Below are 24936 nucleotides of genomic sequence, written 5' to 3' on the forward strand. Positions count from 1 at the left end.
ACGATGTTTCAAAGCCGTAGTGGCGAATGAGCCACGCTTTGAAATGAAGTAAACAGAAATTAACGTGCTCCCTTGCTTGTATGTCAAAAGCGGGTAAAACGACACACGTGGCCGGAATCGGGTTCGCTCGGGGCTGGGGACGATTGAAAAAAGGTAAGAAGTGAAATGAAGGCTGGTTCAAAATTTTTGAACGCAGTGTCGGCGGTAGCGCTGTCTGCAGGTGTTGTTGCGTCGGGCGCTGGTGTGATCACCCTTGCCTCTGCTTCTGTCGCTGAAGCAGCTGTTATTCAGCGGGTTGACGTTCGCGGTGCTGGACGCGTCGGCGAGACAGCCGTTCGGGATAATATCACGATCAAGCCCGGCAAGAGCTTCTCCGCCAGTGACATTGATGCTTCGGTGAAGCAGCTCTATGCCACCGGATATTTCTCCGATGTCCACATTACCGTTTCGGGTAGCACGCTGGTTGTATCGGTCAGCGAAAACAAGCTCATCAATGCCGTGGTCTTCAACGGCAACCGCAAGATCAAGGACGACAAGCTTCAGGGCATCGTCCAGACGCACGCTGCCGGCCCGTATAACGAGGCGACCGTTCAGGCTGACGTCAAGACCATCAAGGATGCCTATGCATCCATCGGTCGTAACGATGTGCAGGTGACGACGCAGACCGCCGAAGTCGCGCCGGGTCGTCTGAACGTGGCTTTCGTCATCAACGAGGGCGAGCGTACCAAGATCGACAAGATCAATTTCTCGGGCAACCAGGCCTATGGCAGCGGTCGCCTTGCTTCGGTCATCGGCACGAAGAAGAGCAACTTCCTGTCGTTCCTGACGCGTAAGGACGTCTACAGCCCCGAGCGTTTGCAGGCTGACCAGGATCAGCTGCGTCAGTTCTACTACAATCACGGTTATGCCGACTTCCGCGTCGTCAGTGCCGATGCGACGCTGAACGAGCAGAGCAACGAATACACGCTGAATTTCAACGTCGACGAAGGTCCGCGTTATACCTACGGCGATATCAACGTCATCTCGACCGTCGAAGGTATCAATGCCGACGAGCTGAAAGGCCTTGTCATCACCCACAAGGGCGATGTCTACAGCGCCAAGGATATCCAGACCTCGATCGAGAACATTTCCAAGCGCGTCGCGGCTGCCGGCTATCCGTTCGCCCGCATCACGCCGCGCGGTAACCGCGATCTGTCCGGCCACACCATCGGCATCGAATATCTGGTCGACCAGGGCGAGCGCGCCTATGTCGAGCGTATCGAAATCCGTGGCAACACCCGCACGCGTGACTACGTCATCCGCCGCGAGTTCGATCTGAACGAAGGCGATGCCTTCAACCAGGAAATGATCACGCGTGCGAAGCGTCGCCTCGACGCGCTCGGCTATTTCACCAAGGTCGATATCTCGACGGCTCAAGGCAGTGCTCCGGACCGCGTCATCGTCATCGTCAACGTCGAAGACCAGCCGACGGGCTCCTTCGGTATCGGTGCCGGTTACGCCGTCGGCAACAATGGCGGCCTGCTTCTGGAAGCTTCGGTTGAAGAAAAGAACTTTCTCGGTCGCGGTCAGTACATCCGTCTCGCCGCAGGTGCCGGTACGGAAGGTAATCGTACCTACAACATCTCGTTCACCGAGCCTTATTTCCTCGGTTATCGTCTGGCTGCCGGTTTCGATATCTTCAAGAACCAGACGTCGAGCGACGATTACTACGACTATTCGGAAGAAGGCTTCTCGCTGCGCGTTACCGCGCCGATCACCGAGAATCTGGCAACGACCCTGCGCTACAACTACAAGCGCTTGACTTACGACGGCACGAACGATTGGCAGAACAACCTTTCGGCTCCGTATCTCAACCTCGTTGAGAACGGCCCGTGGGTGCAGTCGACGGTTTCGCAGACCTTCACCTACAACACGCTTGATGATCAGAACCTTCCGCGTGAAGGTATCATCGCCAAGTTCACGCATGAATTTGCGGGTCTCGGCGGCGACTCTGACTTCTACAAGTTGAGCGGTAAGGCTCGTTACTACCAGATGATCAGCGACGAAGCCGATATCATCGGCTCGCTGACGGTGGGTGCCGGCTACGTGATGCCGACGAATGGCAAGCTGAACGTCTTCGATCAGTTCACGCTCGGCGGCCGTGAAATCCGCGGCTTCGAGAATGCTGGTATCGGTCCGCGTTCGTCGCATGGCGATCCGCTCGGTGGTACGACCTACTTCACCGCTTCGGCTGAAGCGAGCATGCCGATGCCGGGCGTTCCCCAGGATATCGGCCTGCGTATCGCAGCCTTCGCTGATGCAGGCACGCTCTACGGCAACAAGGCGAATCTCTTTGGCGATACGCTTCATAACGACAGCTCGATCCGTGCATCGCTCGGTGCCGGTCTGATCTGGTCTTCGCCGTTCGGTGTCATCCGTGTTGACTACGCCGTGCCGGTCTTGAAGGAAGATTACGACAAGACCGAGAATTTCCGGTTTGGCATCGCCAACCAGTTCTGATATCGGCAGTCCAGAACTGCGGGCTTGAACACCGTTCTGGAGCTGGTGCTTATGGAACATACTGGTTTTTTCCCGCCCCATGGTGGCGTCAGCTTGAAACAACTGGCTGAGCATCTTGGGGCGGAACTGGCTGATACGGCCTCTTCCGAGGTCGTCATCAGATCTATCGCTCCCGTCTATCGGGCAGGCGAGGGTGACGTTTGTTATATCCTTTCCCGAAAGAATCGCGCTGAGCTGGAGACTTGCAAGGCTTCAGCCATCATTTGCCTTCCGGCACTGAAGTCTTTCGTTCCCGATCACATCCCGGTACTTCTGTCGAAGAAGCCGCATACGGATTTCGCCATTGCCGGTGCACTGCTGCATCCTCAAGCCATGCGGCCGGTTACGTTCACGGCGAATCCGCTCGTGATTTCCCCCGCAGCGACCATCGATGTGACCGCTAAGCTGGAGGCCAATATCGGCATCGAGCCCGGTGCGATCGTCGGCCCTGGTGCGGAGATCGGCGAGGGGACCTATATCGGCCCTAACGCCCTCATCGGGCCGGGTGTCAAGATTGGGCGCAATTGCAGCATCGGCGGCGGTGCGAGTGTGCTCTGTGCCTATATCGGCAATGGCGTCATCATCCACAATGGCACGCGCATCGGCCAGGACGGTTTTGGCTATGCGCCGGGACCGCGCGGCATGGTCAAGATCGTGCAGATCGGCCGCGTGATCATCCAGGACAATGTCGAGATCGGCGCCAATACGACGATCGATCGCGGCACCATGGATGATACCGTGATCGGCGAAGGTACGAAGATCGACAATCAGGTCCAGATCGGACATAACGTCCGCATCGGTCGCCATTGTGCTATCGTCAGCCAGGTCGGCATTGCCGGCAGCACGGTGATCGGCGATGGCGTGCAGATCGGCGGGCAGGCGGGCCTCAACGGGCATATCCACATTGGCGACGGCGTGCAGATCGGTGCCAAGAGCGGCGTGATGAACAGCATCCCGGCGGGCGAGCGCTATGCGGGTCTACCTGCGCGGCCGCTATGGGATTTTCTAAGGGAATCGGCGGAGATCGCGAAGCGGTCAGGAGCCAGAGACAAGAAAGACGGGAGTGCGGAGCATGACTGAGGAAGCCAAGACGTCGCTGTCGTCGGCTGACATCATTGAAATTATGAAGCTTTTGCCGCATCGCTACCCCTTCTTGATGGTCGACAAGATCATCGAGATCGATAGCGATAATTCCGCGATCGGCATCAAGAACGTGACGGCGAACGAGCCGCAATTCACCGGACATTTCCCGGAATCGCCGATCATGCCGGGCGTGTTGCTCATCGAGGGAATGGCGCAGACAGCCGGCGCGATCTGCGCCCGCAAGGACGGCATCGGCGGTAACCTCGTTTACTTCATGACGATCGACAACGCCCGCTTCCGCAGGCCGGTCGTTCCGGGCGACCGTGTCGAATTCCACGTCGTCAAGCAGAAGCAGCGTGGGACCATCTGGAAGTTCCATTGCGATGCCAAGGTCGACGGTTCTCTGGTCGCCGAGGCCGATATCGGTGCGATGATCGTACGGAAGGATCAGGAACAGGCATGAGCAGCATCGCAAAGAGCGCCCGCATTCATAAGCTGGCGGTTGTCGAAGACGGCGCGGTCATCGGCGAGAATGTTGTTGTCGGCCCGTTCTGCTATGTCGGTCCCAAGGTCGTGCTGCATGACGATATTCAGTTGCTCAATAATGCCGTTGTGACCGGTCGTACGACAATCGGGAAGGGAACGAAGATCTTTCCGATGGCTGTTGTCGGTGGCGATCCGCAGAGCGTCCATCATCACGGCGAGGAAACGACGCTTGATGTCGGCGAGAACTGCACGATCCGCGAAGGCGTGACGATCAATACCGGTACGGCCGATTACGGCGGCAGGACGATTGTCGGCAACAACAACCTGTTCCTTGCCAACTCGCATGTCGCTCACGACTGCCGCGTCGGAAACAATGTCATCATGTCGAATAACGTCATGTTGGCCGGACATGTCACCATCGAAGATCGCGCCATTCTTGGCGGCGGCTGCGCGGTGCACCAGTTCACCCGTATCGGCCGCCAGGCCTTCATTGGTGGTCTTACGGCCGCCAGCTACGATGTCATCCCTTACGGCATGTTGAACGGCAATCCAGGCGTGTTGTCAGGATTGAATGTCGTCGGGATGAGCCGCGCAGGGATTGATCGTGCCGTCATCCACCGCGTTCGCCGCGCCTACAAGAGCATCTTCGAAGGCGAAGGTTCCATCCGCGACAATGCAGCGGCTATCCGCGAGGAATATGCCGATTGCAAGGAAGTGATGGAAATTCTCGATTTCATTGCTGCCGATAGCGATCGCGCGCTTTCATCGCCGAATCGCGGCAAGAGCTGAGGGTGGTTTCGGCCAGCGAAAACGGCAAGGGCAGACTGGCGATCATCGCAGGCAGCGGGCTTTTGCCGGTTTACGTCGCCGACGCCGCCCGCCAGGCCGGTGAAAATCCCGTTATCATCGCTTTGACCGACGAGGCCGATCGCGATTGGTCTGCCTTTGATCACGCCAATCTCGGCGTCGGCAATTTTGCTGGCCTCGAGGCGATGTTCCGCCGACATGGCGTCGATCGTGTCGTCATGTCGGGCGGTGTCGCACGACGCCCTTCGTGGCGGCAGGTGCATCCGACCTGGCGCGTCATCAGGGAATTGCCCTCGACCATCCGCACGCTTCTTTCGGGCGGCGACAATGCCGTCCTGCAGATGGTCATTCGCCTGATCGAAGCCGGTGGCGTTCGCGTCGTTGGCGCGCATGAAATCGCGCCCGACCTTTTGGCGACGACCGGGCCGCTTGGAAAATTCTCGCCAGCGGAAGAGGATCTGCGCGATATTGCACAGGGTGCGAAGGCGGCCGATGCGCTGGGATTTCTGGATGTGGGGCAGGGTGCGGTCAGCGTCGGCGGTCGTGTCGTTGCGCTTGAAGGTGCCGAAGGCACGGACAAGATGATCGAGCGGGTTGCCGAACTGCGCGCGGCTGGGCGCATTTCAAACCGTCGGCGCGGCGTGCTCGTCAAGCTCTGCAAGCCGCAGCAGGATATCCGGGCCGACTTGCCGTCGATCGGTGTCTCCACGGTGTTGAATGCCAAGAAGGCAGGGTTGGCCGGCGTCGCCGTCGAAGCTGGCCGAGCTTTGATCCTCGATCGCCAGGCTGTGATCGCCGCTGCCGACGAGGCCGGTATTTTCGTCTGCGGCATCGATCGTGGCCTGAGCGCGGAGGGCTTCATGTGAGCGCAGCGCCCTTGAAGCTTGCCGTCGTTGCCGGCGAAGTCTCCGGCGATCTGCTGGGTGGCGATCTCGTCGCGGCCCTGAAGCGGCGCTGCGACGGTCCGGTAGAGCTGATGGGCGTCGGCGGCGAGGCGCTGGAGGCGCAAGGTCTGCGCTCGCTCTTCGACTATTCCGAACTCTCGATCATGGGTTTCATCCAGGTCATCAAGCGATTGCCGAAGCTGCTGGCCCGCATCCGGCAGACGGCGGATGCGATTATTGCTGCAAAGCCGGACGTGCTCGTGATCATCGACAGTCCCGATTTCACGCATCGCGTTGCCAAGCGGGTGCGCAAGGCTTTGCCCGATCTGCCTGTTATCGATTACGTCTGCCCCAGCGTCTGGGCGTGGAAAGAATATCGCGCACAGCAGATGCTTGCCTATGTCGACCATGTGCTGGCCGTCTTGCCGTTCGAGCCTGCTGCCATGAAGCGCCTGGGCGGTCCGGCAACCACTTATGTCGGCCATCGCCTGACGGTCGATGCCAATCTTGTGGAGACGCGACGTCAGCGCGCCTTGCGCGGTCTGGCCGGCGCCGATGTGGCGAAGACGATCCTGCTTTTGCCTGGATCGCGTGCATCGGAGATCCGGCAACTCCTTCCGGTTTTTGAGCGGGCTACCGAAGAACTTAGCCGGAGAAATGATAGTGTTCGTTTTCTGCTACCGACCGTGCCGCGGCAGGAGGCGGTGGTTCGCTCTTTGACTGCTAGTTGGCAGGTCAAGCCGGATATACTCGTCGGCCAGGATGCCAAATGGAGTGCCTTTGCCAAGGCGGATGCCGCCATGGCAGCCTCCGGAACCGTAATCCTGGAGCTGGGGCTTGCGGGCGTTCCGGTCGTCTCGACCTATAAGACGGAATGGCTGGCGAAATTCGTGCTGTCGCGCATCAAGATCTGGACGGCCGCCTTGCCGAACCTCATCGCCGACTATGCTGTACTGCCTGAGCTCATCAACGATGTTCTGCGGCCGGGCATGCTGGCACGTTATATGGAGCGCCTGTCGAGCGACACACCGGAGCGTGCGGCGATGCTTGCTGGCTACGATCTGGTCTGGGAACGGATGCAGACGGAGGAGCCGCCTGGCGACAAGGCTGCGCAGATTGTTCTGGACGTTCTAGCCCGTAAAAAAACCGGTCATCTCTGACCGGTTTTTTTTTCAATACCGAAGCTTAGCGCTTGGAGACAGGTACATATTCGCGCAGCGGAGCGCCGGTGTAGAGCTGGCGCGGACGGCCGATGCGCTGATGCGGATCCTCGATCATTTCGTTCCACTGTGCGATCCAGCCGACGGTGCGGGCAAGAGCAAAAAGAACGGTGAACATGGTCGTGGGGAAGCCGAGAGCCTTCAGCGTGATGCCGGAATAGAAATCGACGTTCGGATACAGCTTCTTCTCGATGAAATATTCATCGGTCAGAGCGATACGCTCCAGTTCGATCGCGATGTCGAGCAGCGGATCGTCCTTGATGCCGAGCTCGCCGAGAACCTCGTGCGCCGTCTTCTGCATGATCTTGGCGCGCGGGTCGTAGTTCTTGTAGACGCGGTGGCCGAAACCCATCAGGCGGAACGGATCGTTCTTGTCCTTGGCGCGGGCGATGAATTCCGGAATGCGGTCGACCGTGCCGATTTCGTTCAGCATGTTCAAGGCCGCTTCGTTGGCACCGCCGTGAGCCGGTCCCCAGAGGCAGGCGATGCCTGCAGCGATACAGGCAAACGGATTGGCGCCGGAAGAGCCTGCCAGACGAACCGTAGATGTGGAAGCATTCTGCTCGTGATCGGCATGCAGAATGAAGATGCGGTCCATGGCGCGGGCCAGCACCGGATTGACGACGTATTCTTCGCACGGAACCGCAAAGCACATACGCAGGAAGTTCGACGCGTAGTCGAGGTCGTTCTTTGGATAAACGAAGGGCTGGCCGATATGGTACTTGTAGGCCATGGCGGCGAGCGTCGGCATCTTGGCGATCATGCGCAGGCTTGCGACCATACGCTGATGCGGATCGGTGATATCGGTGGAGTCGTGATAGAAGGCGGAGAGCGCGCCGACACAGCCGCACATGACGGCCATCGGATGCGCGTCGCGGCGGAAGCCGGTGAAGAAGCGCGACATCTGCTCGTGCACCATCGTATGGTGGGTCACGCGATAGTCGAAGTCCTTCTTCTGCGCTGCCGTCGGCAGTTCACCGTAGAGAAGGAGGTAGCAAACTTCGAGGAAATCGCCGTGTTCGGCCAGCTGATCGATCGGATAGCCGCGGTGCAGCAGAACGCCTTCGTCGCCATCGATGTAGGTAATGCTCGACTCGCACGACGCGGTGGAGGTGAAACCAGGATCGTAAGTGAAAGTGGAGGTGTTCTTATAAAGGGCACCAATATCAATGACACTCGGGCCGATGGTTCCGGTCTTGACCGGCAGGTCCACCGTCTTTTCACCCCAAGTTAGTTTCGCGCTTTGTTCCGTCATGCTGATCCTCCAAGATTTGGCGGGATTGACGCCATAAAAAGCGCCAAAAGGTTAAGCGACTACCGACTAGCTATATGATCCCGAGCCTAATGCCAAGTTATCCTAACGCTGAATTGTGCAATGCAGTATCAACTTTTGGGCACTGCAGAAGCGCCTTTAATTATGCTAGGCGGCGAAACCGGCCCAATTGAGCCCTGCTTGCGTCGATTTTGGTTGAATTCACCGCCTGCTGACGGCAAAAATCGCGCAAAAGCTGTAGTTTTGCGTGAGGACGGCGGCGAGTGCCTAATTTGGAGGCATCCGAGCAGCAGAAAGAAGGTGGGGACGTTGCTGCGCTCTCGCAGCCTCGCCCTGTTGTTGCCACGAATATCTTGCCCGCCGAAGTGCAGCGACGGGAACGGACGCAGGACCAGACGCGGCTGACATCCCGGCTATTGCGGGTATCAAGCCGCATTCGACTTGGCACCTTCGGATTGATCGAAGAGGAGGCGGCCCATGGTCGCGCGGTCCTGCTTGCGCCGATCTATATGGGCCTTGGTGCAATTTTCTGGTTCAAGGCTGGCAGCGATCCGCCTCCACAGGCTGTTCTTGCAGGCCTGTTGGTCTTTACCTGTGGCTTTGCGCTCATGCGGGAGGCAGGCAGGCTGTTTCGCCATCTGCTTTTTGCAGGCATGCTCCTTTGCCTGGGCATGGCGCTGGCGCAATGCGAGAGCTGGCGGGTTTCTACCGTCATGCTCGATTCGGCCGTGACCACGACCGTGACCGGTCAGATCGAACGACGGGAATCCTATGACAATGGACGCTGGCGCTATGTCGTTCGCGTCGAGGCAACGGAAAAACCTTCCATTCGCCGCGCGCCGCAGCGGGTTACGATCTTCGTGCGCAAGCAGGCGGAGCCGTTCGATCTCGGTGATCGCATCCAGGGTAGGGCGCGGTTGACGCCGCCGGCCGGACCGGCCTTGCTTGGTCTCAACGATTTCGCCTTCAGTTCTTATTTCAACGGTATCGGTGCGAACGGCTTTGCCTACAGAACACCGGAATTGCTGTCGCCATCCGGTGACAACGCGGCCGGCTCGTTATTGGATGCGGCCGATATCTGGCTCGCTGGCCTGCGCAACAGCATAGGCGACAGGATCAGGCAAACCTTGCCGGGAGATACCGGCGCCTTTGCCGCAGCGCTTGTCACCGATGAGCGACGCGCAATCTCCAAGGATACGACCGAAGCGCTGAGAATTGCCGGTCTGACCCATATCATTGCAATTTCCGGTCTGAACATGGCGTTGTCGGCCGGCATTTTCTACATCGGCCTACGCTACTTGTTCAGCCTGTTTCCCGGTGTCGCGCAGGCCTGGCCGACCAAGAAGTTCGCAGCCCTCGGCGCGCTTCTCACCGTAACGGCCTATTATCTCATCTCCGGCTTCGGTGTATCCGCCGAGCGTGCCTTCATCATGATGGCGATCATGCTCGTGGCCGTGCTTTTCGATCGGCCATCGATCAGTCTGCGCAACGTCGCACTTTCTGCCATTGTCATTCTCGTACTGTCGCCGTCACAAGTGCTCGGCCCGAGTTTCCAGATGTCCTATGCGGCGACGCTGGCGCTGGTGTCGGGCTATTCGCTATGGAAGCGGCGGCGACATCGCGAAAACATTTTGCCGCGCGTCCGTCTATTAAGTCCGCTATTGTTCGTCATGCGCTTCTTCGCAGGCGTGACGTCGACCTCGTTCATCGGCGGCGCGTCGACGGCTATCTTCTCGATCGAGCATTTTCACCGATTGGCGACATATGGGCTCGCCGCCAATCTCGCTGCTATGCCCATCGTCTCCTTTATCGTCATGCCATTCGGCATGGCGGCGATGCTGCTCATGCCGCTCGGTCTCGACGGGCCTTTCTGGAAAGTAACCGGCGAGGGACTGGAACTCGTTATCGTGATCGCAAGAACCGTAGCTGGTTGGGGAGGCGACATCACCTTCGGTCGCCAGCCGGCCTGGCTGATGCCCACATTCATTATCGGCTTCCTGATCATGAGCATATTACGGACCCGGCTTCGCCATCTGGGCCTGCTATTATCGCTCTTGTCCATGGGCTTGGCGGCATTCGGATCTGGCGTACCGAAACCCGACCTGATGATCTCCGAAGATGGCGTCCTGGTCGCATTGCGCCAGGACGATATACTCGCGACCAATCGCGAGAGACCGCAGGCCTTCATTTTCGAACAATGGCAAAAGGCACTGGTGGCGGCGGAACATCAGCCTCCGACCATGCTCCCGGCTGACAGCCGACTTCCACAAATCGGCAAGGCAGATCGTTATAAGCGATTGAACAGTGAAGAACAGAAGGCGGTCCGTATCGCAATGGAGGAGGCCTTGGACCGTACCATGCAGGGCAGTTTCGCCTGCCAGAAAGGAGCATGGTGCGCAGCCATCCTCGAAAACGGCGCGATACTGGTTACGATCGAGAACGCAGCCTATCTACCCTCAGCCTGCGATATGGCGAATATCGTCGTAACGCCAATCCGAATGCGGCTGAACCACTGCCGTTCCGGAGCGATGCTCATAACCGGTGAGACATTGCGCAAAACCGGCTCCATCGAAATGATATTTACCGCAGACAGGCCCATTATCTCAGCCGCATTCGAGAACCCGCAGCGTCCATGGACCAGGCATCGAACCTATGATTGGCGCACTGGCAAATTCGACGCGCCAATTGCGCCAGCGTCACCCGTCGTCGACAATTCACCGGTTAGTGATAGCGACGAATAAGGCCAACGAGCTTGCCCTGAACTTTGACGCGGTCCGGCCCGAAGATGCGGGTTTCATAGGCCGGGTTTGCGGCTTCCAGCGCGATGGAGGCACCCTTGCGGCGGAAGCGCTTCAGTGTCGCTTCTTCGTCGTCGACGAGTGCAACGACGATATCGCCGGGATTGGCCGTCGTCGAATTGCGGATGATGACGGTATCGCCGTCGAAAATTCCGGCATCGATCATCGAATCCCCTCGAACTTCAAGCGCATAATGTTCGCCGGATCCGAGCATGTCGGCGGGAACGGTAATGTCGTGCGTATTGTTCTGGATGGCCGAGATCGGAACACCGGCAGCGATGCGGCCCATCACGGGCACCGACGCCGAGCCATTGTGATCGTCATTTGCCACCTTCGACGGAGCGGGCGGGGCAACGGGCTGCGGCTTTCCGAGGCTGCCCTCGATAACGCTCGGAGAAAAGCCGCGGCGCTGCTGCAGGCTCGGATTATAGGCGTCGGGAAGCTTGATGACTTCGAGCGCTCTGGCCCGGTTCGGCAGCCGGCGGATAAAGCCCCGCTCCTCCAGTGCCGTAATCAGGCGATGAATACCGGATTTCGATGCCAGATCCAGTGCATCCTTCATCTCGTCGAAAGATGGCGGAACCCCGGATTCCTTCATGCGTTCGTGAATGAAGAGAAGCAGTTCCTGCTGCTTGCGCGTCAACATCGTCTTGGAACCCCAGAATCAAGAAAAGCTGTGAAACAAATCCAGAACGGACACTATATGTTCCATATGTGTTCCGCAAGTACTTAAATTTCGGTAAAGCCTTGTGAGGTCAGTTAAATAATTACCATTTGCGAATGGATCGGCTCCGAACATCGGCGCGCTGTGTCTCCGTTAACCTGCAGAAAAATAAGAGAAATGCCGCTCTACTCGCTTCCGAGACTTTGTCGTTCAGCCCGTGCGCCGAGCATTTGGATGAACGTGCCGCGCGGCTGCATGAGCCAGCCATGGCAGAGAATCAGCAATCACGTTTGCGAGATTGCCTTCGATCCATGTCGTGTGCTCCGGGTGTTCCATGCTTCCATCTTGAATTGCGCGGGGGATGGGCGCAAATCTGCTTCGGCAAGCAAACAGGAGAAGCCATGATTTCGTCTCCGCATCCGCTGGATCATCTCGTGCTGCCGACCGTCGATATCGCTCTGGCACGCGAGCGCCTCGGCAAGCTCGGTTTTACAGTGGCTCCAGATGCGCGCCATCCCTTTGGCACGCAGAATGCTTGCGTCTTCCTTGCCGATAAAACCTATTTAGAGCCTCTGGGCGTGGCATCGATGGAGCAGTGCGAAAAGAGCATCTTGGATGGCAACGTTTTCGTTGCTCGTGACCAGGCTTATCGCTTCCGGGTCGGCGAAAATGGCTTTTCGGCCGTGGTATTCGGTACGGATGACGCGGTGGCGGATGACGAGCGCTTCAAAGCAGCTGCGATTTCGGCGGGGCAGATGCTGGATTTCTCCCGTCCCATGAAGATGCCGGATGGAACGGAAACCACGGCCGGTTTTCGTCTTGCCTTCGCCGCCGATCTGCGCGCGCCGGATTTTCTCGCTTTCTGCTGTCAGCGCATCAATCCGCTGCCGGCTGACCGCAGTGTGCTCGAGCGTCACGAAAACGGCGTGACTGGTATCGCGCGGGTAGCGCTTTGCGCGCCGAAGCCGGCGGCCTATCGCGGCTTCTTCGAGGAGCTTGTCGGTGGCCCGCGCATTATGGAGCATTCCTTTGGCCTGACGATCAAGGCCGCCAATGCCGATCTGGAGATTTTGACGCCGGAAGGAATGGAGGCATTCTATGATCTACCTGTTCGCACGAATGATCCGGGGCTCAGAGCACGTGCAATCCTTTTCAAAACGCGCGATCTTTCCGTGACATCGTCGCATTTCACTGCTAACGGCGTCACCTATACGCGTAAGAACAATCGTCTATTGGCGAGGTTGGCACCCGGTCAGGGCGCATTGTTCGCCTTTGAGGAGATAATATGAGCACGAATTCGGAAGTCACCGTCGGCGAGGGTGCCTCCAAGGTCCTCTTTTCCAATACTGCAAAGCTGTCGCTGATTGCCGGCCCCTGCCAGATGGAAAGCCGCGACCATGCGTTCATGGTTGCCGGCGTCCTGAAGGAACTTTGCGGCAAGCTGGGCATCGGCCTTGTCTACAAGTCCTCCTTCGACAAGGCGAACCGCACATCGCTGTCAGGCAAGCGTGGCATCGGCCTGGAAAAGGCGCTGGAAGTCTTTGAAGACCTGAAGAAGGAATATGGCTTTCCGGTTCTGACCGATATCCATACGGAAGAGCAGTGCGCCATCGTTTCCAAGACGGTCGATATCCTGCAGATCCCTGCTTTTCTGTCGCGCCAGACCGATCTTTTGGTTGCAGCCGCCAAGACCGGCCGCGTGGTCAACGTCAAGAAAGGCCAGTTCTTGGCGCCGTGGGACATGAAGAACGTGCTTGCCAAGCTGAACGACAGCGGCAACCCGAATATTCTTCTCTGCGAGCGCGGTGCCTCCTTCGGCTACAACACGCTGGTCTCGGATATGCGCTCGCTGCCGATCATGGCGGCGATGGGCGCGCCCGTCATCTTCGATGCGACCCATTCCGTGCAGCAGCCTGGTGGGCAGGGCGGCTCGACCGGCGGCGACCGCCGCTTCGTCGAGACGCTGGCGCGCGCGGCCGTCGCTGTCGGCGTTGCCGGTCTCTTCGTGGAGACGCATGAGGATCCCGACAATGCACCGTCCGACGGCCCAAACATGGTCTATTTGAAGGATATGCCACGGCTTCTGGAGAAGCTGCTGGCCTTCGACGCCATCGCCAAGGCTTGAAACGTAGCCGGCATTCAACAGGCTGACATGAATTTACGCTACGGGCCTGCAGGAGTGCCAAATCGCGGCGCGGATCGCCATTGTAATTTCCGCGCCTTCGATTAAGACGATTTAAATCGATTTATAAACCAGCGAGCAGGAAGCTATCATGACCGCAATCACCGACATTATCGCCCGCGAGATACTCGACAGCCGTGGCAATCCGACTGTCGAGGTCGATGTCTACCTCGAAGATGGCAGCTTGGGCCGCGCGGCGGTTCCGTCGGGCGCGTCGACCGGCGCGCATGAAGCCGTCGAGCTTCGCGACGGCGGCAAGCGCTACCATGGCAAGGGTGTCGAGAAGGCCGTCGAAGCCGTCAATTCGGAAATCTTCGACGCCATCGGCGGCATGGACGCCGAAAACCAGATCCAGCTCGACAACATCATGATCGAGCTTGACGGCACGCCGAACAAGTCGCGCCTTGGTGCAAACGCTATCCTCGGCGTCTCGCTGGCCGTCGCCAAGGCTGCTGCCCAGAGCGCCAACCTGCCGCTCTACCGCTATGTCGGCGGCGCTCATGCCCGCCTGCTGCCGGTTCCGATGATGAACATCATCAACGGCGGCGCCCATGCCGATAACCCGATCGACTTCCAGGAATTCATGATCCTGCCGATCGGCGCTGACTCGATCCGCGAAGCTGTCCGCATGGGTTCGGAAGTTTTCCATGTGCTTAAGAAGGAACTGGCATCGCAGGGCCATAACACCAACGTCGGTGACGAAGGCGGTTTCGCACCCGGCCTTTCCAGCGCGCCGGCAGCTCTCGACTTCATCATGAAATCAATCGAAAAGGCCGGCTACAAGCCGGGCGACGAAATCGCTCTCGGCCTTGATTGCGCCTCGACCGAATTCTTCAAGGACGGCAAGTACGTTCTCGAAGGCGAAGGCCGCACGCTGGAATCCGGCGCCATGGCTGAATACCTCGCAGAACTCGCAGCCAAGTACCCGATTGTTTCGATCGAAGACGGCATGGCTGAAGACGACTGGGAAGGCTGGAAGACCCTGACTGACCTGATCGGCAAGAAGACCCAGCTCGTCGGCGACGACCTGTTCGTCACCAACTCCGCTCGCCTGCGCGACGGTATCCGCATGGGCGTTGCCAACTCGATCCTCGTCAAGGTCAACCAGATCGGCTCGCTGACCGAAACTCTCGACGCCGTCGAAACCGCACACAAGGCCAACTACACCGCCGTCATGTCGCACCGCTCGGGCGAAACGGAAGATTCCACGATCGCCGATCTCGCCGTTGCCACCAACTGCGGCCAGATCAAGACCGGCTCGCTGTCGCGTTCCGACCGTCTTGCCAAGTACAACCAGCTCATCCGCATCGAGGAAGCGCTCGGCCCACAGGCAAAATATGCCGGCCGCTCCATCCTTCGTGGCTGATATCTGACCTGTCGGATCCATCCGGATCCACGGCAAAATTATTACTTGGATTGAACCGCGCCTTCGGGCGCGGTTTTTTGTTGGTCCCGACTGTTAGAGTCAACGGACGGTTAATCTCTGCGGGTTAAATTAGCTCTAGGTGTTTGATTTGATGTGATCTTGTTCGAAGCGCATTGGCTTTGGGAGATCGCGTAAAGCCAGAGCGTGACGAGCGAGTATGTGGACAAAGTATCATAAGAAGAGAAGGTTCGGCCGTCTCATCCTTCCCGCCATCACCATCGCTTTCGTGAGCTACTTCGGTTATCATTGCATTCATGGTGATTACGGCCTGAAGGCGACCGAAGTTTTCGAGCAGCGCCGCCTCGACCGCGCCAAGGAATTGGCTGATCTCGTCGCCAAGCGCGAACACCTTGAAAAGGAGGTCGCGCTGTTGAGTGACGGCTCTCTGGATAAGGATATGCTGGATCAATATGCGCGCTATCAGTTGACCTATTCCAAAGCGAACGAGATCGTCATCTTCAACAAATAGCCATAATTAACCGAATTTCGGTTAATCGCGTTTTTGTAAGTTATATCAATGACTTGCGAAGAATATGAGCCATGCAATTATAGCATTGCTGTGGCGGGCAATCTTCCCTATGTTACGCCTCACCATAAAACGAGGCTACTCACACAGGGAGGGTTGAATGGCGCCGCGAAAAAACGCGACCGTTTCCAGCCGTAAGACAGCATCAAGGCCTGCCAAGGAAACCAATGGCGGCCCGATCGCAGATTTCGATCGTGATGCGGAGCTCAAGGCTTATCGTGAGATGCTCCTGATCCGCCGCTTTGAAGAAAAGGCCGGCCAGCTTTACGGCATGGGCTTCATCGGCGGCTTCTGTCACCTTTACATCGGTCAGGAAGCTGTCGTCGTCGGCATGCAGATGGCGCTGAAGGATGGCGATCAGGTCATCACCGGCTATCGCGACCACGGCCATATGCTGGCGACCGGCATGAGCGCCCGTGGCGTCATGGCCGAGCTCACCGGACGCCAGGGCGGCTATTCCCGAGGGAAGGGCGGCTCCATGCACATGTTCTCCAAGGAAAAGAATTTCTACGGCGGCCACGGCATCGTCGGCGCCCAGGTTTCGCTTGGCACCGGTCTCGGCTTTGCCAATTGGTACCGCGGCAATGACAATGTCAGCGTCGCCTATTTCGGTGACGGCGCCGCCAACCAGGGCCAGGTCTACGAAAGCTTCAACATGGCGCAGCTCTGGAAGCTGCCCGTGATCTTCGTGATCGAAAACAACCGCTACGCCATGGGCACCTCGACCGCTCGCGCCACCGCGCAGGCCGATTTCTCCAAGCGCGGTGCGTCCTTTGGCATTCCCGGCATCCAGGTCGACGGCATGGATGTTCGCGCCGTCAAGGCTGCGGCTGACGAAGCCGTTGCGCATTGCCGCTCCGGCAAGGGCCCGATCATTCTGGAAATGTTGACCTACCGCTACCGCGGTCACTCCATGTCCGACCCGGCGAAGTACCGTTCCAAGGATGAAGTGCAGAAAATGCGCTCCGAGCACGACCCGATCGAGCAGGTCCGTATCCGCCTGCTCGAAAAGGGCTGGGCAACCGAAGACGATCTGAAGGATATCGACAAGGATGTCCGCGACATCGTCGCAGACAGCGCCGATTTCGCCCAGAACGATCCTGAGCCGGATGCATCCGAGCTCTACACCGACATTCTGCTCTAAATCGGGGAGGGACACTATGCCCATCGACATTCTCATGCCCGCCCTTTCTCCGACGATGGAAGAGGGTACCCTTTCGAAATGGCTCAAGAAGGAAGGCGACAAGGTCGTTTCCGGTGACGTCATTGCCGAAATCGAAACTGACAAGGCCACCATGGAAGTGGAAGCCGTCGACGAAGGCACGATCGGTAAGCTGCTGATCGACGCCGGCACCGAAGGCGTCAAGGTCAACACCAAGATCGCCATCCTGTTGCAGGACGGCGAATCCGCCGACGCCATTTCGTCCGCTAAGGCTGCACCTGCCGCCGAACCGGCAAAAACCGAGGCTCCTGCTGCGCCGGCACCGGCTGCTGCACCGGTTCCGGCTCAGCCGAAGACCGCTGCTCCTGCCGATCCGGAAATTCCGGCCGGCACCGAAATGGTGTCGATGACGGTGCGTGAAGCGCTGCGCGATGCCATGGCCGAAGAAATGCGCGCCAATCCGGACGTCTTCGTCATGGGTGAGGAAGTCGCCGAATATCAGGGCGCCTACAAGGTGACCCAGGGTCTGCTTCAGGAATTCGGCGCACGCCGCGTGATCGACACCCCGATCACCGAGCACGGCTTTGCCGGTATCGGTGTCGGGGCTGCGATGGCCGGCCTCCGCCCGATCGTCGAGTTCATGACCTTCAACTTCGCCATGCAGGCGATCGACCAGATCATCAATTCCGCCGCCAAGACGCTCTACATGTCCGGCGGCCAGATGGGCGCCCCGATCGTCTTCCGCGGCCCGAACGGTGCTGCTGCCCGCGTCGGCGCTCAGCACAGCCAGGATTATGCCGCTTGGTATAGCCACATTCCGGGCCTTAAGGTCGTCATGCCCTACACGGCAGCCGACGCCAAGGGCCTGCTCAAGGCTGCCATCCGCGATCCGAACCCGGTCATCTTCCTTGAAAACGAAATTCTCTACGGTCAGCATTTCGATGTGCCGAAGCTGGATAATTTCGTACTGCCGATCGGCAAGGCCCGCATCCACCGTCCGGGCAAGGATGTTACTGTCGTCTCCTTCGGCATCGGCATGACCTATGCCACCAAGGCCGTCGCCGAGCTGGAAGCCCAGGGCATCGATGTCGAACTCATCGATCTGCGCACCATACGCCCGATGGATCTTCCGACGATCATCGAATCGGTCAAGAAGACCGGCCGCCTGGTCACCGTCGAGGAAGGCTATCCGCAGTCCTCCGTCGGCACGGAAATCGCCACCCGCGTCATGCAGCAGGCTTTCGATTATCTCGATGCGCCGATCCTGACGATCGCTGGCAAGGACGTACCCATGCCATACGCCGCCAACCTCGAAAAGCTGGCGCTTCCGAGCGTCGCCGAAGTGGTCGATGCGGTGAAGGCCGTTTGCTACAAATAAGGGGAGGGCTCATCGATGCCTATCAACATCACCATGCCTGCCCTCTCGCCGACCATGGAAGAGGGCAACCTCGCCAAGTGGCTGGTCAAGGAAGGCGACAAGATCAAGTCCGGCGATGTCATCGCCGAGATCGAGACTGACAAGGCAACGATGGAAGTCGAGGCTGTCGATGAGGGCACCGTCGCCAAGATCGTCGTTCCCGCCGGCACCGAAGGCGTGAAGGTCAATGCCCTGATCGCCGTGCTCGCCGCCGATGGCGAAGATGTCGCGGCTGCAGCATCCGGCGCTGGCGCCGCTGCTGCCCCGGCAGCCAAGGAAGCTCCGAAGGCGGAAGCAGCACCTGCCGCGGCCCCGGCTCCGTCAAGCGCTTCGGCTCCTGCCGCGCCCGCTCCGGCTCCCGCTGCATCGGCTCCGGCGGCAAACGAGGGTCATCGCACCTTCGCTTCGCCGCTCGCACGCCGCCTTGCCAAGGAAGCCGGTATCGATGTGACTGCAGTTTCCGGCACCGGCCCGCATGGCCGCGTCGTCAAGAAGGATATCGAAGCTGCCGTTTCCGGCGGTACGGCCAAGGCTGCGCCTGCAGCAGCACCGGCTGCTCAGCCGGCTGCAGCTGCTGCTCCGGCAGCGCCGAAGGGCATGTCCGACGACGCCGTCCTCAAGCTGTTCGAGCAGGGTTCCTACGAGCTCGTGCCGCATGACGGCATGCGCAAGACCATCGCCAAGCGCCTGCAGGAATCCAAGCAGACGATCCCGCACTTCTATGTCTCGGTCGATTGCGAACTCGACGCGCTGTTGGCGCTCCGTACGCAGCTCAATGATTCTGCTCCGAAGTCGAAGGACGGCGTGCCGGCCTACAAGCTCTCGGTCAACGACATGGTCATCAAGGCACTGGCGCTGGCACTGCGCGACGTTCCGGATGCCAACGTCTCCTGGACCGACAGCGCCATGGTCAAGCACAAGCATGCCGATGTCGGCGTTGCTGTTTCCATTCCGGGTGGTCTGATCACGCCGATCATCCGCAGCGCCGAGCAGAAGACGCTCTCCACCATCTCCAACGAGATGAAGGACTACGGCAAGCGCGCCAAGGAGCGCAAGCTGAAGCCCGAGGAGTATCAGGGCGGTACGACTGCGGTGTCGAACATGGGCATGATGGGCGTCAAGAACTTCGCCGCCGTCGTCAACCCGCCGCATGCGACCATCCTGGCCGTCGGCGCGGGCGAGCAGCGCGTCATCGTCAAGAAGGGCGAAATGGTGATTGCCAACGTGATGACCGTCACGCTGTCGACCGACCACCGCGCCGTCGACGGTGCGCTCGGTGCCGAGCTTCTGGCAGCCTTCAAGGGCTACATCGAAAATCCGATGGGGATGCTGGTGTGATTAAGGAGGAGGCTTTTGAAGCCTCTGCCGTAGCGAATTGGTTGTTGTCAAATTTTGACAGCAACCAGTATTGCCTGACTAATATGAAGGTTAATAAAATTATTTATTTCCTTCATGGAGTGGTTCTTGCTCGCGAAGGTATTCCTCTTATTCGGAACCACTTTGAGTGTTGGGATCACGGTCCGGTAGTTGCTTCGTTATACCATCGACTGAAAGATTGGGTAGATCGACCCGTTGATCGGTTGCTTGTGTACTTTGACTACTCTTCTAGTCAGACGAGAGTCGTCGATTGCCTGGACGTAGAAAAGTTCGCTTCCAATTCTATGAGAAGGGCTGCCGAGTATTTTGCCGAGAAAGATGTTTGGTGGCTCGTAAATGAAAGCCATGAACAGGGCGGTCCATGGGACCTTGCGAAGCAAGGCCTTCCCGATACTTGGCGTTCTAAGCGTATTGGTGATCTGTTGATAAAGGAACATTTTGTGAACAAGTATGGGGGGAAAGCAACGCATTAACTTGCATCGCATGGGAACTCGACGCATATGGAATCATCTGATTCGCTTTACTGGAGTTGTCTAGAATGGTCAGTAAGACATTTGAATCTTTAGATATCGTGCGTTTTGCAGTTCCTGATGTACGCAATTTGGATGTCGGACGAACAGCTGTTTCCCTCCGAGAGCGCTTGGTCGGAACCGGTTTTATGTCATATGACCCGCTTTGGAGACGGGTGAGCGCGGTTGCAGCTCGCTCAGTCACAGACGCAGAAATTGAAGGTTGGTGGAAATCAAGCACTTTGATTGAAGCAATGAAGGTGCTGCGTGATCAATATGCAGACATTGGCAAATGGTATCATTTTCCCCAAACGGTAAGAGACGTCTTAGGGTTGAGCTTTAAATCCTCAATCAGAGGGATTTCTTTTTCGAAAACGTATGGAGCGGAAGCACACATCATTAATCCTCGCAAGGGACAGGTTTTAACATCTGATGATTTGGCTTTTTTGGCGCGTGCGGCCTATGAGGAACATTGCGTAGATGACCCAAATGACCCGCAGCCCGTTGTCTTTGATTTAAGCAGCCGCAATGGTTCTAAAGTTCGACATCCAACCATCTATAGGGGGCTCACTCCAAAGATGATTAGCGTTGAGGAGTTCGAGTCGATTATTGAGAAGTTCTTCGATGCGGCAGTTTTGGCCGGGTATCAGTTGCCCGAATACCCGGGAGAATTCACAGCGGATTTGTTCCGGCGTCCTCCCGATTAATTGGTTAGGTGATCGAGTTTGAAAACGATTCTGTGTTACGGCGACTCGCTGACATGGGGCTACAGTGCCGAAACGGTCGGCCGTCATGCCTATGAAGATCGGTGGCCGAGTGTCTTGCAAAAGGCGCTCGGCAATCAGGTGCGGGTGATCCCGGAAGGATTGAACGGCCGCACGACGGCGTTTGACGATCATCTCGCCGATTGCGACCGCAATGGCGCGAGAATCCTGCCGACGATCCTGCAGACCCACAATCCGCTCGATCTCGTCATCATCATGCTCGGCACCAACGACATGAAGCCGGTCGTCGCCGGTTCGGCCTTTGCCGCTCTGCAGGGCATCAGCCGCTTGGTCCAACTGGTGCGCAATCACGCCTGGGGGTTCGACTACGAGGTGCCCGATATCCTCATCGTCGCCCCGCCGGCAATCACCGAGACAGCCAATGCCGCTTTTGCGGCCAGTTTTCTGGGCGCGGTCAAGGAATCCAGCAAGCTGCCGACGCTCTACAGCGATCTGGCAGACGAACTGGGCTGTGGCTTTTTCGATGCCAATACGGTCGCCGTCACCACGCCGCTCGATGGCGTCCATCTCGATGCGGAAAACACCCGGGCGCTCGGTCGCGGCCTCGAGCCGATCGTGCGGATGATGCTCGGTCTCTAATAGATTTAAGGCGCCGGCTCCGATCCGCCGCCACGATTAAGGCAGGAAACACATGGCTGAGAATTACGACGTCATTATCATCGGCTCCGGCCCGGGCGGTTATGTCGCCGCCGTGCGCGCCGGCCAGCTTGGCCTGAAGACCGCGATCGTCGAGCGCGAGCACCTGGGCGGCATCTGCCTCAACTGGGGCTGCATTCCCACGAAGGCGCTGCTCCGTTCGGCTGAAATTCTCGACCATTCCAACCATCTGAAGGATTACGGCCTCGTTCTCGAAGGCAAGGTGAGCGCTGATGTGAAGGCCGTGGTTGCCCGCTCGCGCGGCGTCTCCGCTCGCCTCAATCAAGGCGTCGGTTTCCTCATGAAGAAGAACAAGGTCGACGTGATCTGGGGCGAAGCTAAGATCACCAAGCCCGGCGAGATCGTCGTCGGCAAGTCGACCAAGCCTGTCGTCGAGCCGCAGCATCCGGTGCCGAAGAACGTCAAGGGCGAGGGCACCTACACCGCCAAGCACATCATCGTCGCGACCGGCGCCCGTCCGCGTGCACTGCCCGGCATCGAGCCGGATGGCAAGCTGATCTGGACCTATTTCGAAGCGTTGAAGCCGGATTTCCTGCCGAAGTCGCTGCTCGTCATGGGCTCGGGCGCGATCGGCATCGAATTCGCGAGCTTCTATCGCTCCATGGGCGTCGACGTTACCGTCGTCGAAGTCATGCCGACGATCATGCCGGTTGAAGATGCCGAAATCTCCGGCATCGCTCGCAAGCAGCTCGAAAAGCGCGGCCTGAAGATCTTCACCAAGGCGAAGGTCACGAAGGTCGATAAGGCGGCCAACAGCATCACCGCTCATGTCGAGACGGAAGACGGCAAGGTTCAGCAGATCGTTGCTGACCGGATGATCTCCGCGGTTGGCGTACAGGGCAACATCGAGAATCTCGGCCTCGAGGCGCTCGGCGTGAAGACCGACCGTGGCTGCGTCGTCATCGACGGCTACGGCCAGACCAACGTTCCCGGCATCTATGCCATCGGCGACGTTGCCGGCCCGCCGATGCTCGCCCACAAGGCCGAGCACGAGGGTGTCGTCTGCATCGAGAAGATCGCCGGTCTGCCGAATGTTCATCCGACCGACAAGGGCAAGGTTCCGGGCTGCACCTATTGCCAGCCGCAGGTTGCCTCCGTCGGCCTGACCGAAGCCAAGGCCAAGGAACTCGGCCGCGATATCCGCGTCGGACGGTTCTCCTTCGTTGCCAACGGCAAGGCGATCGCTCTCGGCGAGGATCAGGGCCTCTGCAAGGTCATCTTCGACAAGAAGACCGGCGAACTTCTGGGTGCGCACATGGTCGGCGCCGAGGTTACCGAACTTATCCAGGGTTTCGTCGTCGCCATGAATCTGGAGACGACGGAAGAAGAGCTGATGCACACGATCTTCCCGCATCCGACCGTTTCGGAAACGATGAAGGAAGCCGTACTGGACGCCTACGGCCGGGTGCTGAACGCTTGATAATTTCCTGCCATGCCCTTTATCCAAGGGGTGGAAAACAGGAAGGGAAATCAACATGTCTATCACGGCGGAAGGTTGGATCGTCTTTCTTCTCATCGGCCTGGTCGCGGGTTTTCTCGCGAGCCTGATCGTTGGAGGAGGCGGGCTCATCAGTTGTCTGGTGAGCGGCGTGATCGGCGCTTTCGTGGGCGGTTTCCTGTTCCATTATTTCGGGATATCGCTCGGCATTGAAAATGCGCTTGTGGTGGAGATCATCCATGCCACGGTCGGCGCAATCATCGTGGTGCTCTTGGCGAGATTGATCGCCTAGAGCATCATCATTAAGACGCAAGGCGATGCCCGACGGAACTGTCCTGAAGGGCGCCCGAACGAGGGTTTGATGGAAAGCGTAGGTTGGCTGGGTCTGATCATCATCGGCGGTCTTGCGGGCTGGCTCGCGGGCAAGCTGATGGATGCGCGTTATGGCATCATCCTGAACATCATTCTCGGCATTGCCGGTTCGGTCGTGGCTGCGGCGCTGATGGTGGCCCTGCATGTCGGCGTTCCCGGCGGCCGGCTCGGCTTTTTCATCACCGGTTTCATCGGTGCATGCATTCTGATATTCCTCGCCAAATTCGCTCGGCGATGAAGGGCCGCATTTCAAGCGGCGGAAAGTAGACGTTCCATGGTCACGATTCTCGACACGATCAACCCGGACGCAAAGCGCGTGCGACACCCGGAAAAGGCGCATCGGCCGGATACGGAAGTCATGCGCAAGCCGGACTGGATCCGCGTGAAGGCGCCGACATCGAAGGGCTATGCCGAGACCCGCTCGATCGTGAAGGAGCACAAGCTCGTCACGGTCTGCGAGGAAGCCGGCTGCCCGAATATCGGCGAGTGCTGGGATAAGAAGCACGCCACCTTCATGATCATGGGCGAGATCTGCACACGCGCCTGTGCCTTCTGCAACGTCGCGACCGGCAAACCGAACGCGCTCGACATGGCCGAGCCGGAAAACGTCGCCAAGGCCGTCAAGCAGATGGGCCTTAGCCACGTCGTCATCACCTCCGTCGACCGCGACGATCTGGAAGACGGCGGCGCCGAGCACTTCGAGAAAGTCATCTGGGCGATCCGCGCCGCTTCGCCCTCGACCACGATCGAGATCCTGACGCCGGACTTTTTGAAGAAGCCGGGCGCTTTGGAGCGCGTCGTCGCCGCCAAGCCGGACGTCTTCAACCACAATCTGGAAACTGTGCCCGGCAACTACCTGACGGTTCGCCCCGGCGCGCGCTACTTCCACTCCGTCCGCCTCCTGCAGCGGGTCAAGGAACTGGACCCCACCATGTTCACCAAGTCCGGCATCATGGTCGGTCTCGGCGAGGAGCGGAATGAAGTGCTGCAGCTGATGGACGATCTGCGCACCGCTGACGTCGACTTCCTGACTGTCGGCCAGTATCTGCAGCCGACGCGCAAGCATCATCAGGTCATGAGCTTCGTCACGCCGGAAGAGTTCAAGTCTTATGAGACGGTGGCCTACAGCAAGGGCTTCCTGATGGTCGCTTCCAGCCCGCTGACGCGCTCGTCCCATCATGCCGGTGATGATTTCGAGCGGCTGCGCGCTGCTCGCGAAAAGAAGCTGCTGCTGGCCGCCGAATAAACCGAACAAGATTCATTTTGGCATTCGAAAGAACCGCGGCGATTGTGTCGCGGTTTTTGTTCGCGCTGTCATCTCTTTGTCATTGA

23 protein-coding genes are annotated in these 24936 nt (G+C 58.6%); 21 read left to right on the plus strand and 2 right to left on the minus strand.

The features are described from left to right. Window positions 1–165 precede the first annotated feature (165 nt). Genes bamA through lpxB form a run of 6 tightly spaced genes read left to right on the plus strand, consistent with a single transcriptional unit; the run spans window position 166 to window position 6958 of the window. Window positions 166–2499: an outer membrane protein assembly factor BamA gene (bamA, locus tag AC13RC_RS05635; protein ID WP_069612093.1), complete on the plus strand. Its 2334-nt coding sequence runs from the start codon at window positions 166–168 to the stop codon at window positions 2497–2499. 51 nt (window positions 2500–2550) lie between these two features. Beyond that, window positions 2551–3618: a UDP-3-O-(3-hydroxymyristoyl)glucosamine N-acyltransferase gene (gene lpxD / locus AC13RC_RS05640; protein ID WP_488556670.1), complete on the plus strand. Its 1068-nt coding sequence runs from the start codon at window positions 2551–2553 to the stop codon at window positions 3616–3618. After that, window positions 3611–4084 carry a 3-hydroxyacyl-ACP dehydratase FabZ gene (gene fabZ / locus AC13RC_RS05645; RefSeq protein ID WP_069612095.1) on the plus strand — a complete coding sequence of 158 codons (474 nt, stop codon included), beginning with the start codon at window positions 3611–3613 and terminating at the stop codon, window positions 4082–4084. The genes lpxD and fabZ overlap by 8 nt, the downstream gene beginning before the upstream one ends. Then, window positions 4081–4896, plus strand: a complete 816-nt coding sequence (lpxA, locus tag AC13RC_RS05650) for an acyl-ACP--UDP-N-acetylglucosamine O-acyltransferase (RefSeq protein WP_113352589.1) — start codon at window positions 4081–4083, stop codon at window positions 4894–4896. The genes fabZ and lpxA overlap by 4 nt, the downstream gene beginning before the upstream one ends. Window positions 4897–4898: 2 nt before the next feature. Beyond that, on the plus strand, window positions 4899–5780 hold the full coding sequence (locus AC13RC_RS05655) for an LpxI family protein (protein WP_488556671.1): 882 nt from the start codon (window positions 4899–4901) through the stop codon (window positions 5778–5780). Further along, window positions 5777–6958, plus strand: coding sequence for a lipid-A-disaccharide synthase (lpxB, locus tag AC13RC_RS05660; RefSeq protein ID WP_488556672.1), 1182 nt, complete (start codon window positions 5777–5779; stop codon window positions 6956–6958). Before AC13RC_RS05655 ends, lpxB begins: the two co-directional genes overlap by 4 nt. 25 nt (window positions 6959–6983) lie before the next feature. Here lpxB and gltA read toward each other — a convergent pair whose 3' ends face one another. Then, entirely contained in the window at window positions 6984–8273 is a 1290-nt protein-coding gene (gene gltA / locus AC13RC_RS05665) for a citrate synthase (protein WP_015339806.1), read from the minus strand. A 290-nt stretch (window positions 8274–8563) separates the two neighbouring features. On the opposite strand from gltA, the gene AC13RC_RS05670 reads away from it, so the two are divergent. Then, window positions 8564–11032: a ComEC/Rec2 family competence protein gene (locus AC13RC_RS05670; protein ID WP_488556760.1), complete on the plus strand. Its 2469-nt coding sequence runs from the start codon at window positions 8564–8566 to the stop codon at window positions 11030–11032. Here AC13RC_RS05670 and lexA read toward each other — a convergent pair. Beyond that, window positions 11013–11735, minus strand: a complete 723-nt coding sequence (lexA, locus tag AC13RC_RS05675) for a transcriptional repressor LexA (RefSeq protein ID WP_112338327.1) — start codon at window positions 11733–11735, stop codon at window positions 11013–11015. The two genes, AC13RC_RS05670 and lexA, sit on opposite strands and share 20 nt — an antisense overlap. A 419-nt stretch (window positions 11736–12154) precedes the next feature. Here lexA and AC13RC_RS05680 point away from each other — a divergent pair, with 419 nt between their 5' ends. From AC13RC_RS05680 to lipA, 14 genes are all read left to right on the plus strand, one after another. Next, window positions 12155–13042 (plus strand): VOC family protein, encoded by an 888-nt coding sequence (locus AC13RC_RS05680; RefSeq protein WP_145320161.1) that lies wholly within the window; start codon window positions 12155–12157, stop codon window positions 13040–13042. Beyond that, on the plus strand, window positions 13039–13878 hold the full coding sequence (kdsA, locus tag AC13RC_RS05685; protein WP_113352583.1) for a 3-deoxy-8-phosphooctulonate synthase: 840 nt from the start codon (window positions 13039–13041) through the stop codon (window positions 13876–13878). The genes AC13RC_RS05680 and kdsA overlap by 4 nt, the downstream gene beginning before the upstream one ends. Window positions 13879–14026: 148 nt before the next feature. Then, the gene (eno, locus tag AC13RC_RS05690) at window positions 14027–15301 is read left to right on the plus strand and encodes a phosphopyruvate hydratase (protein WP_095434816.1); all 1275 of its coding nucleotides are present in this window, start codon (window positions 14027–14029) and stop codon (window positions 15299–15301) included. Between the two features lie 217 nt (window positions 15302–15518). After that, a complete protein-coding gene (locus tag AC13RC_RS05695; RefSeq protein WP_113333723.1) occupies window positions 15519–15830 on the plus strand; it encodes an FtsB family cell division protein in 312 nt (103 codons plus the stop codon). 157 nt (window positions 15831–15987) lie between these two features. After that, window positions 15988–17031, plus strand: a complete 1044-nt coding sequence (gene pdhA, locus AC13RC_RS05700; RefSeq protein ID WP_113333724.1) for a pyruvate dehydrogenase (acetyl-transferring) E1 component subunit alpha — start codon at window positions 15988–15990, stop codon at window positions 17029–17031. A 16-nt stretch (window positions 17032–17047) separates the two neighbouring features. Next, the gene (locus AC13RC_RS05705; RefSeq protein WP_488556673.1) at window positions 17048–18427 is read left to right on the plus strand and encodes a pyruvate dehydrogenase complex E1 component subunit beta; all 1380 of its coding nucleotides are present in this window, start codon (window positions 17048–17050) and stop codon (window positions 18425–18427) included. 15 nt (window positions 18428–18442) lie between these two features. Further along, a complete protein-coding gene (locus AC13RC_RS05710) occupies window positions 18443–19804 on the plus strand; it encodes a pyruvate dehydrogenase complex dihydrolipoamide acetyltransferase (RefSeq protein WP_488556674.1) in 1362 nt (453 codons plus the stop codon). Beyond that, window positions 19801–20316, plus strand: a complete 516-nt coding sequence (locus tag AC13RC_RS05715; protein WP_488556675.1) for a Panacea domain-containing protein — start codon at window positions 19801–19803, stop codon at window positions 20314–20316. The genes AC13RC_RS05710 and AC13RC_RS05715 overlap by 4 nt, the downstream gene beginning before the upstream one ends. 65 nt (window positions 20317–20381) lie before the next feature. Next, entirely contained in the window at window positions 20382–21059 is a 678-nt protein-coding gene (locus AC13RC_RS05720) for a hypothetical protein (RefSeq protein WP_488556676.1), read from the plus strand. A gap of 18 nt (window positions 21060–21077) precedes the next feature. After that, window positions 21078–21716 carry an SGNH/GDSL hydrolase family protein gene (locus AC13RC_RS05725; RefSeq protein WP_488556677.1) on the plus strand — a complete coding sequence of 213 codons (639 nt, stop codon included), beginning with the start codon at window positions 21078–21080 and terminating at the stop codon, window positions 21714–21716. A gap of 52 nt (window positions 21717–21768) precedes the next feature. After that, window positions 21769–23214, plus strand: coding sequence for a dihydrolipoyl dehydrogenase (gene lpdA, locus AC13RC_RS05730; protein WP_488556678.1), 1446 nt, complete (start codon window positions 21769–21771; stop codon window positions 23212–23214). A gap of 55 nt (window positions 23215–23269) precedes the next feature. Next, complete coding sequence (locus AC13RC_RS05735) at window positions 23270–23524, plus strand: GlsB/YeaQ/YmgE family stress response membrane protein (protein WP_069612110.1); 255 nt, start codon at window positions 23270–23272, stop codon at window positions 23522–23524. A 69-nt stretch (window positions 23525–23593) separates the two neighbouring features. Continuing rightward, window positions 23594–23842, plus strand: coding sequence for a GlsB/YeaQ/YmgE family stress response membrane protein (locus AC13RC_RS05740; RefSeq protein WP_037201967.1), 249 nt, complete (start codon window positions 23594–23596; stop codon window positions 23840–23842). A 36-nt stretch (window positions 23843–23878) separates the two neighbouring features. Further along, complete coding sequence (lipA, locus tag AC13RC_RS05745; RefSeq protein ID WP_488556679.1) at window positions 23879–24850, plus strand: lipoyl synthase; 972 nt, start codon at window positions 23879–23881, stop codon at window positions 24848–24850. The last annotated feature ends 86 nt before the right edge of the window (window positions 24851–24936 follow it).

The sequence above is a fragment of the Martinezella sp. CNPSo 3890 genome (assembly GCF_057784455.1).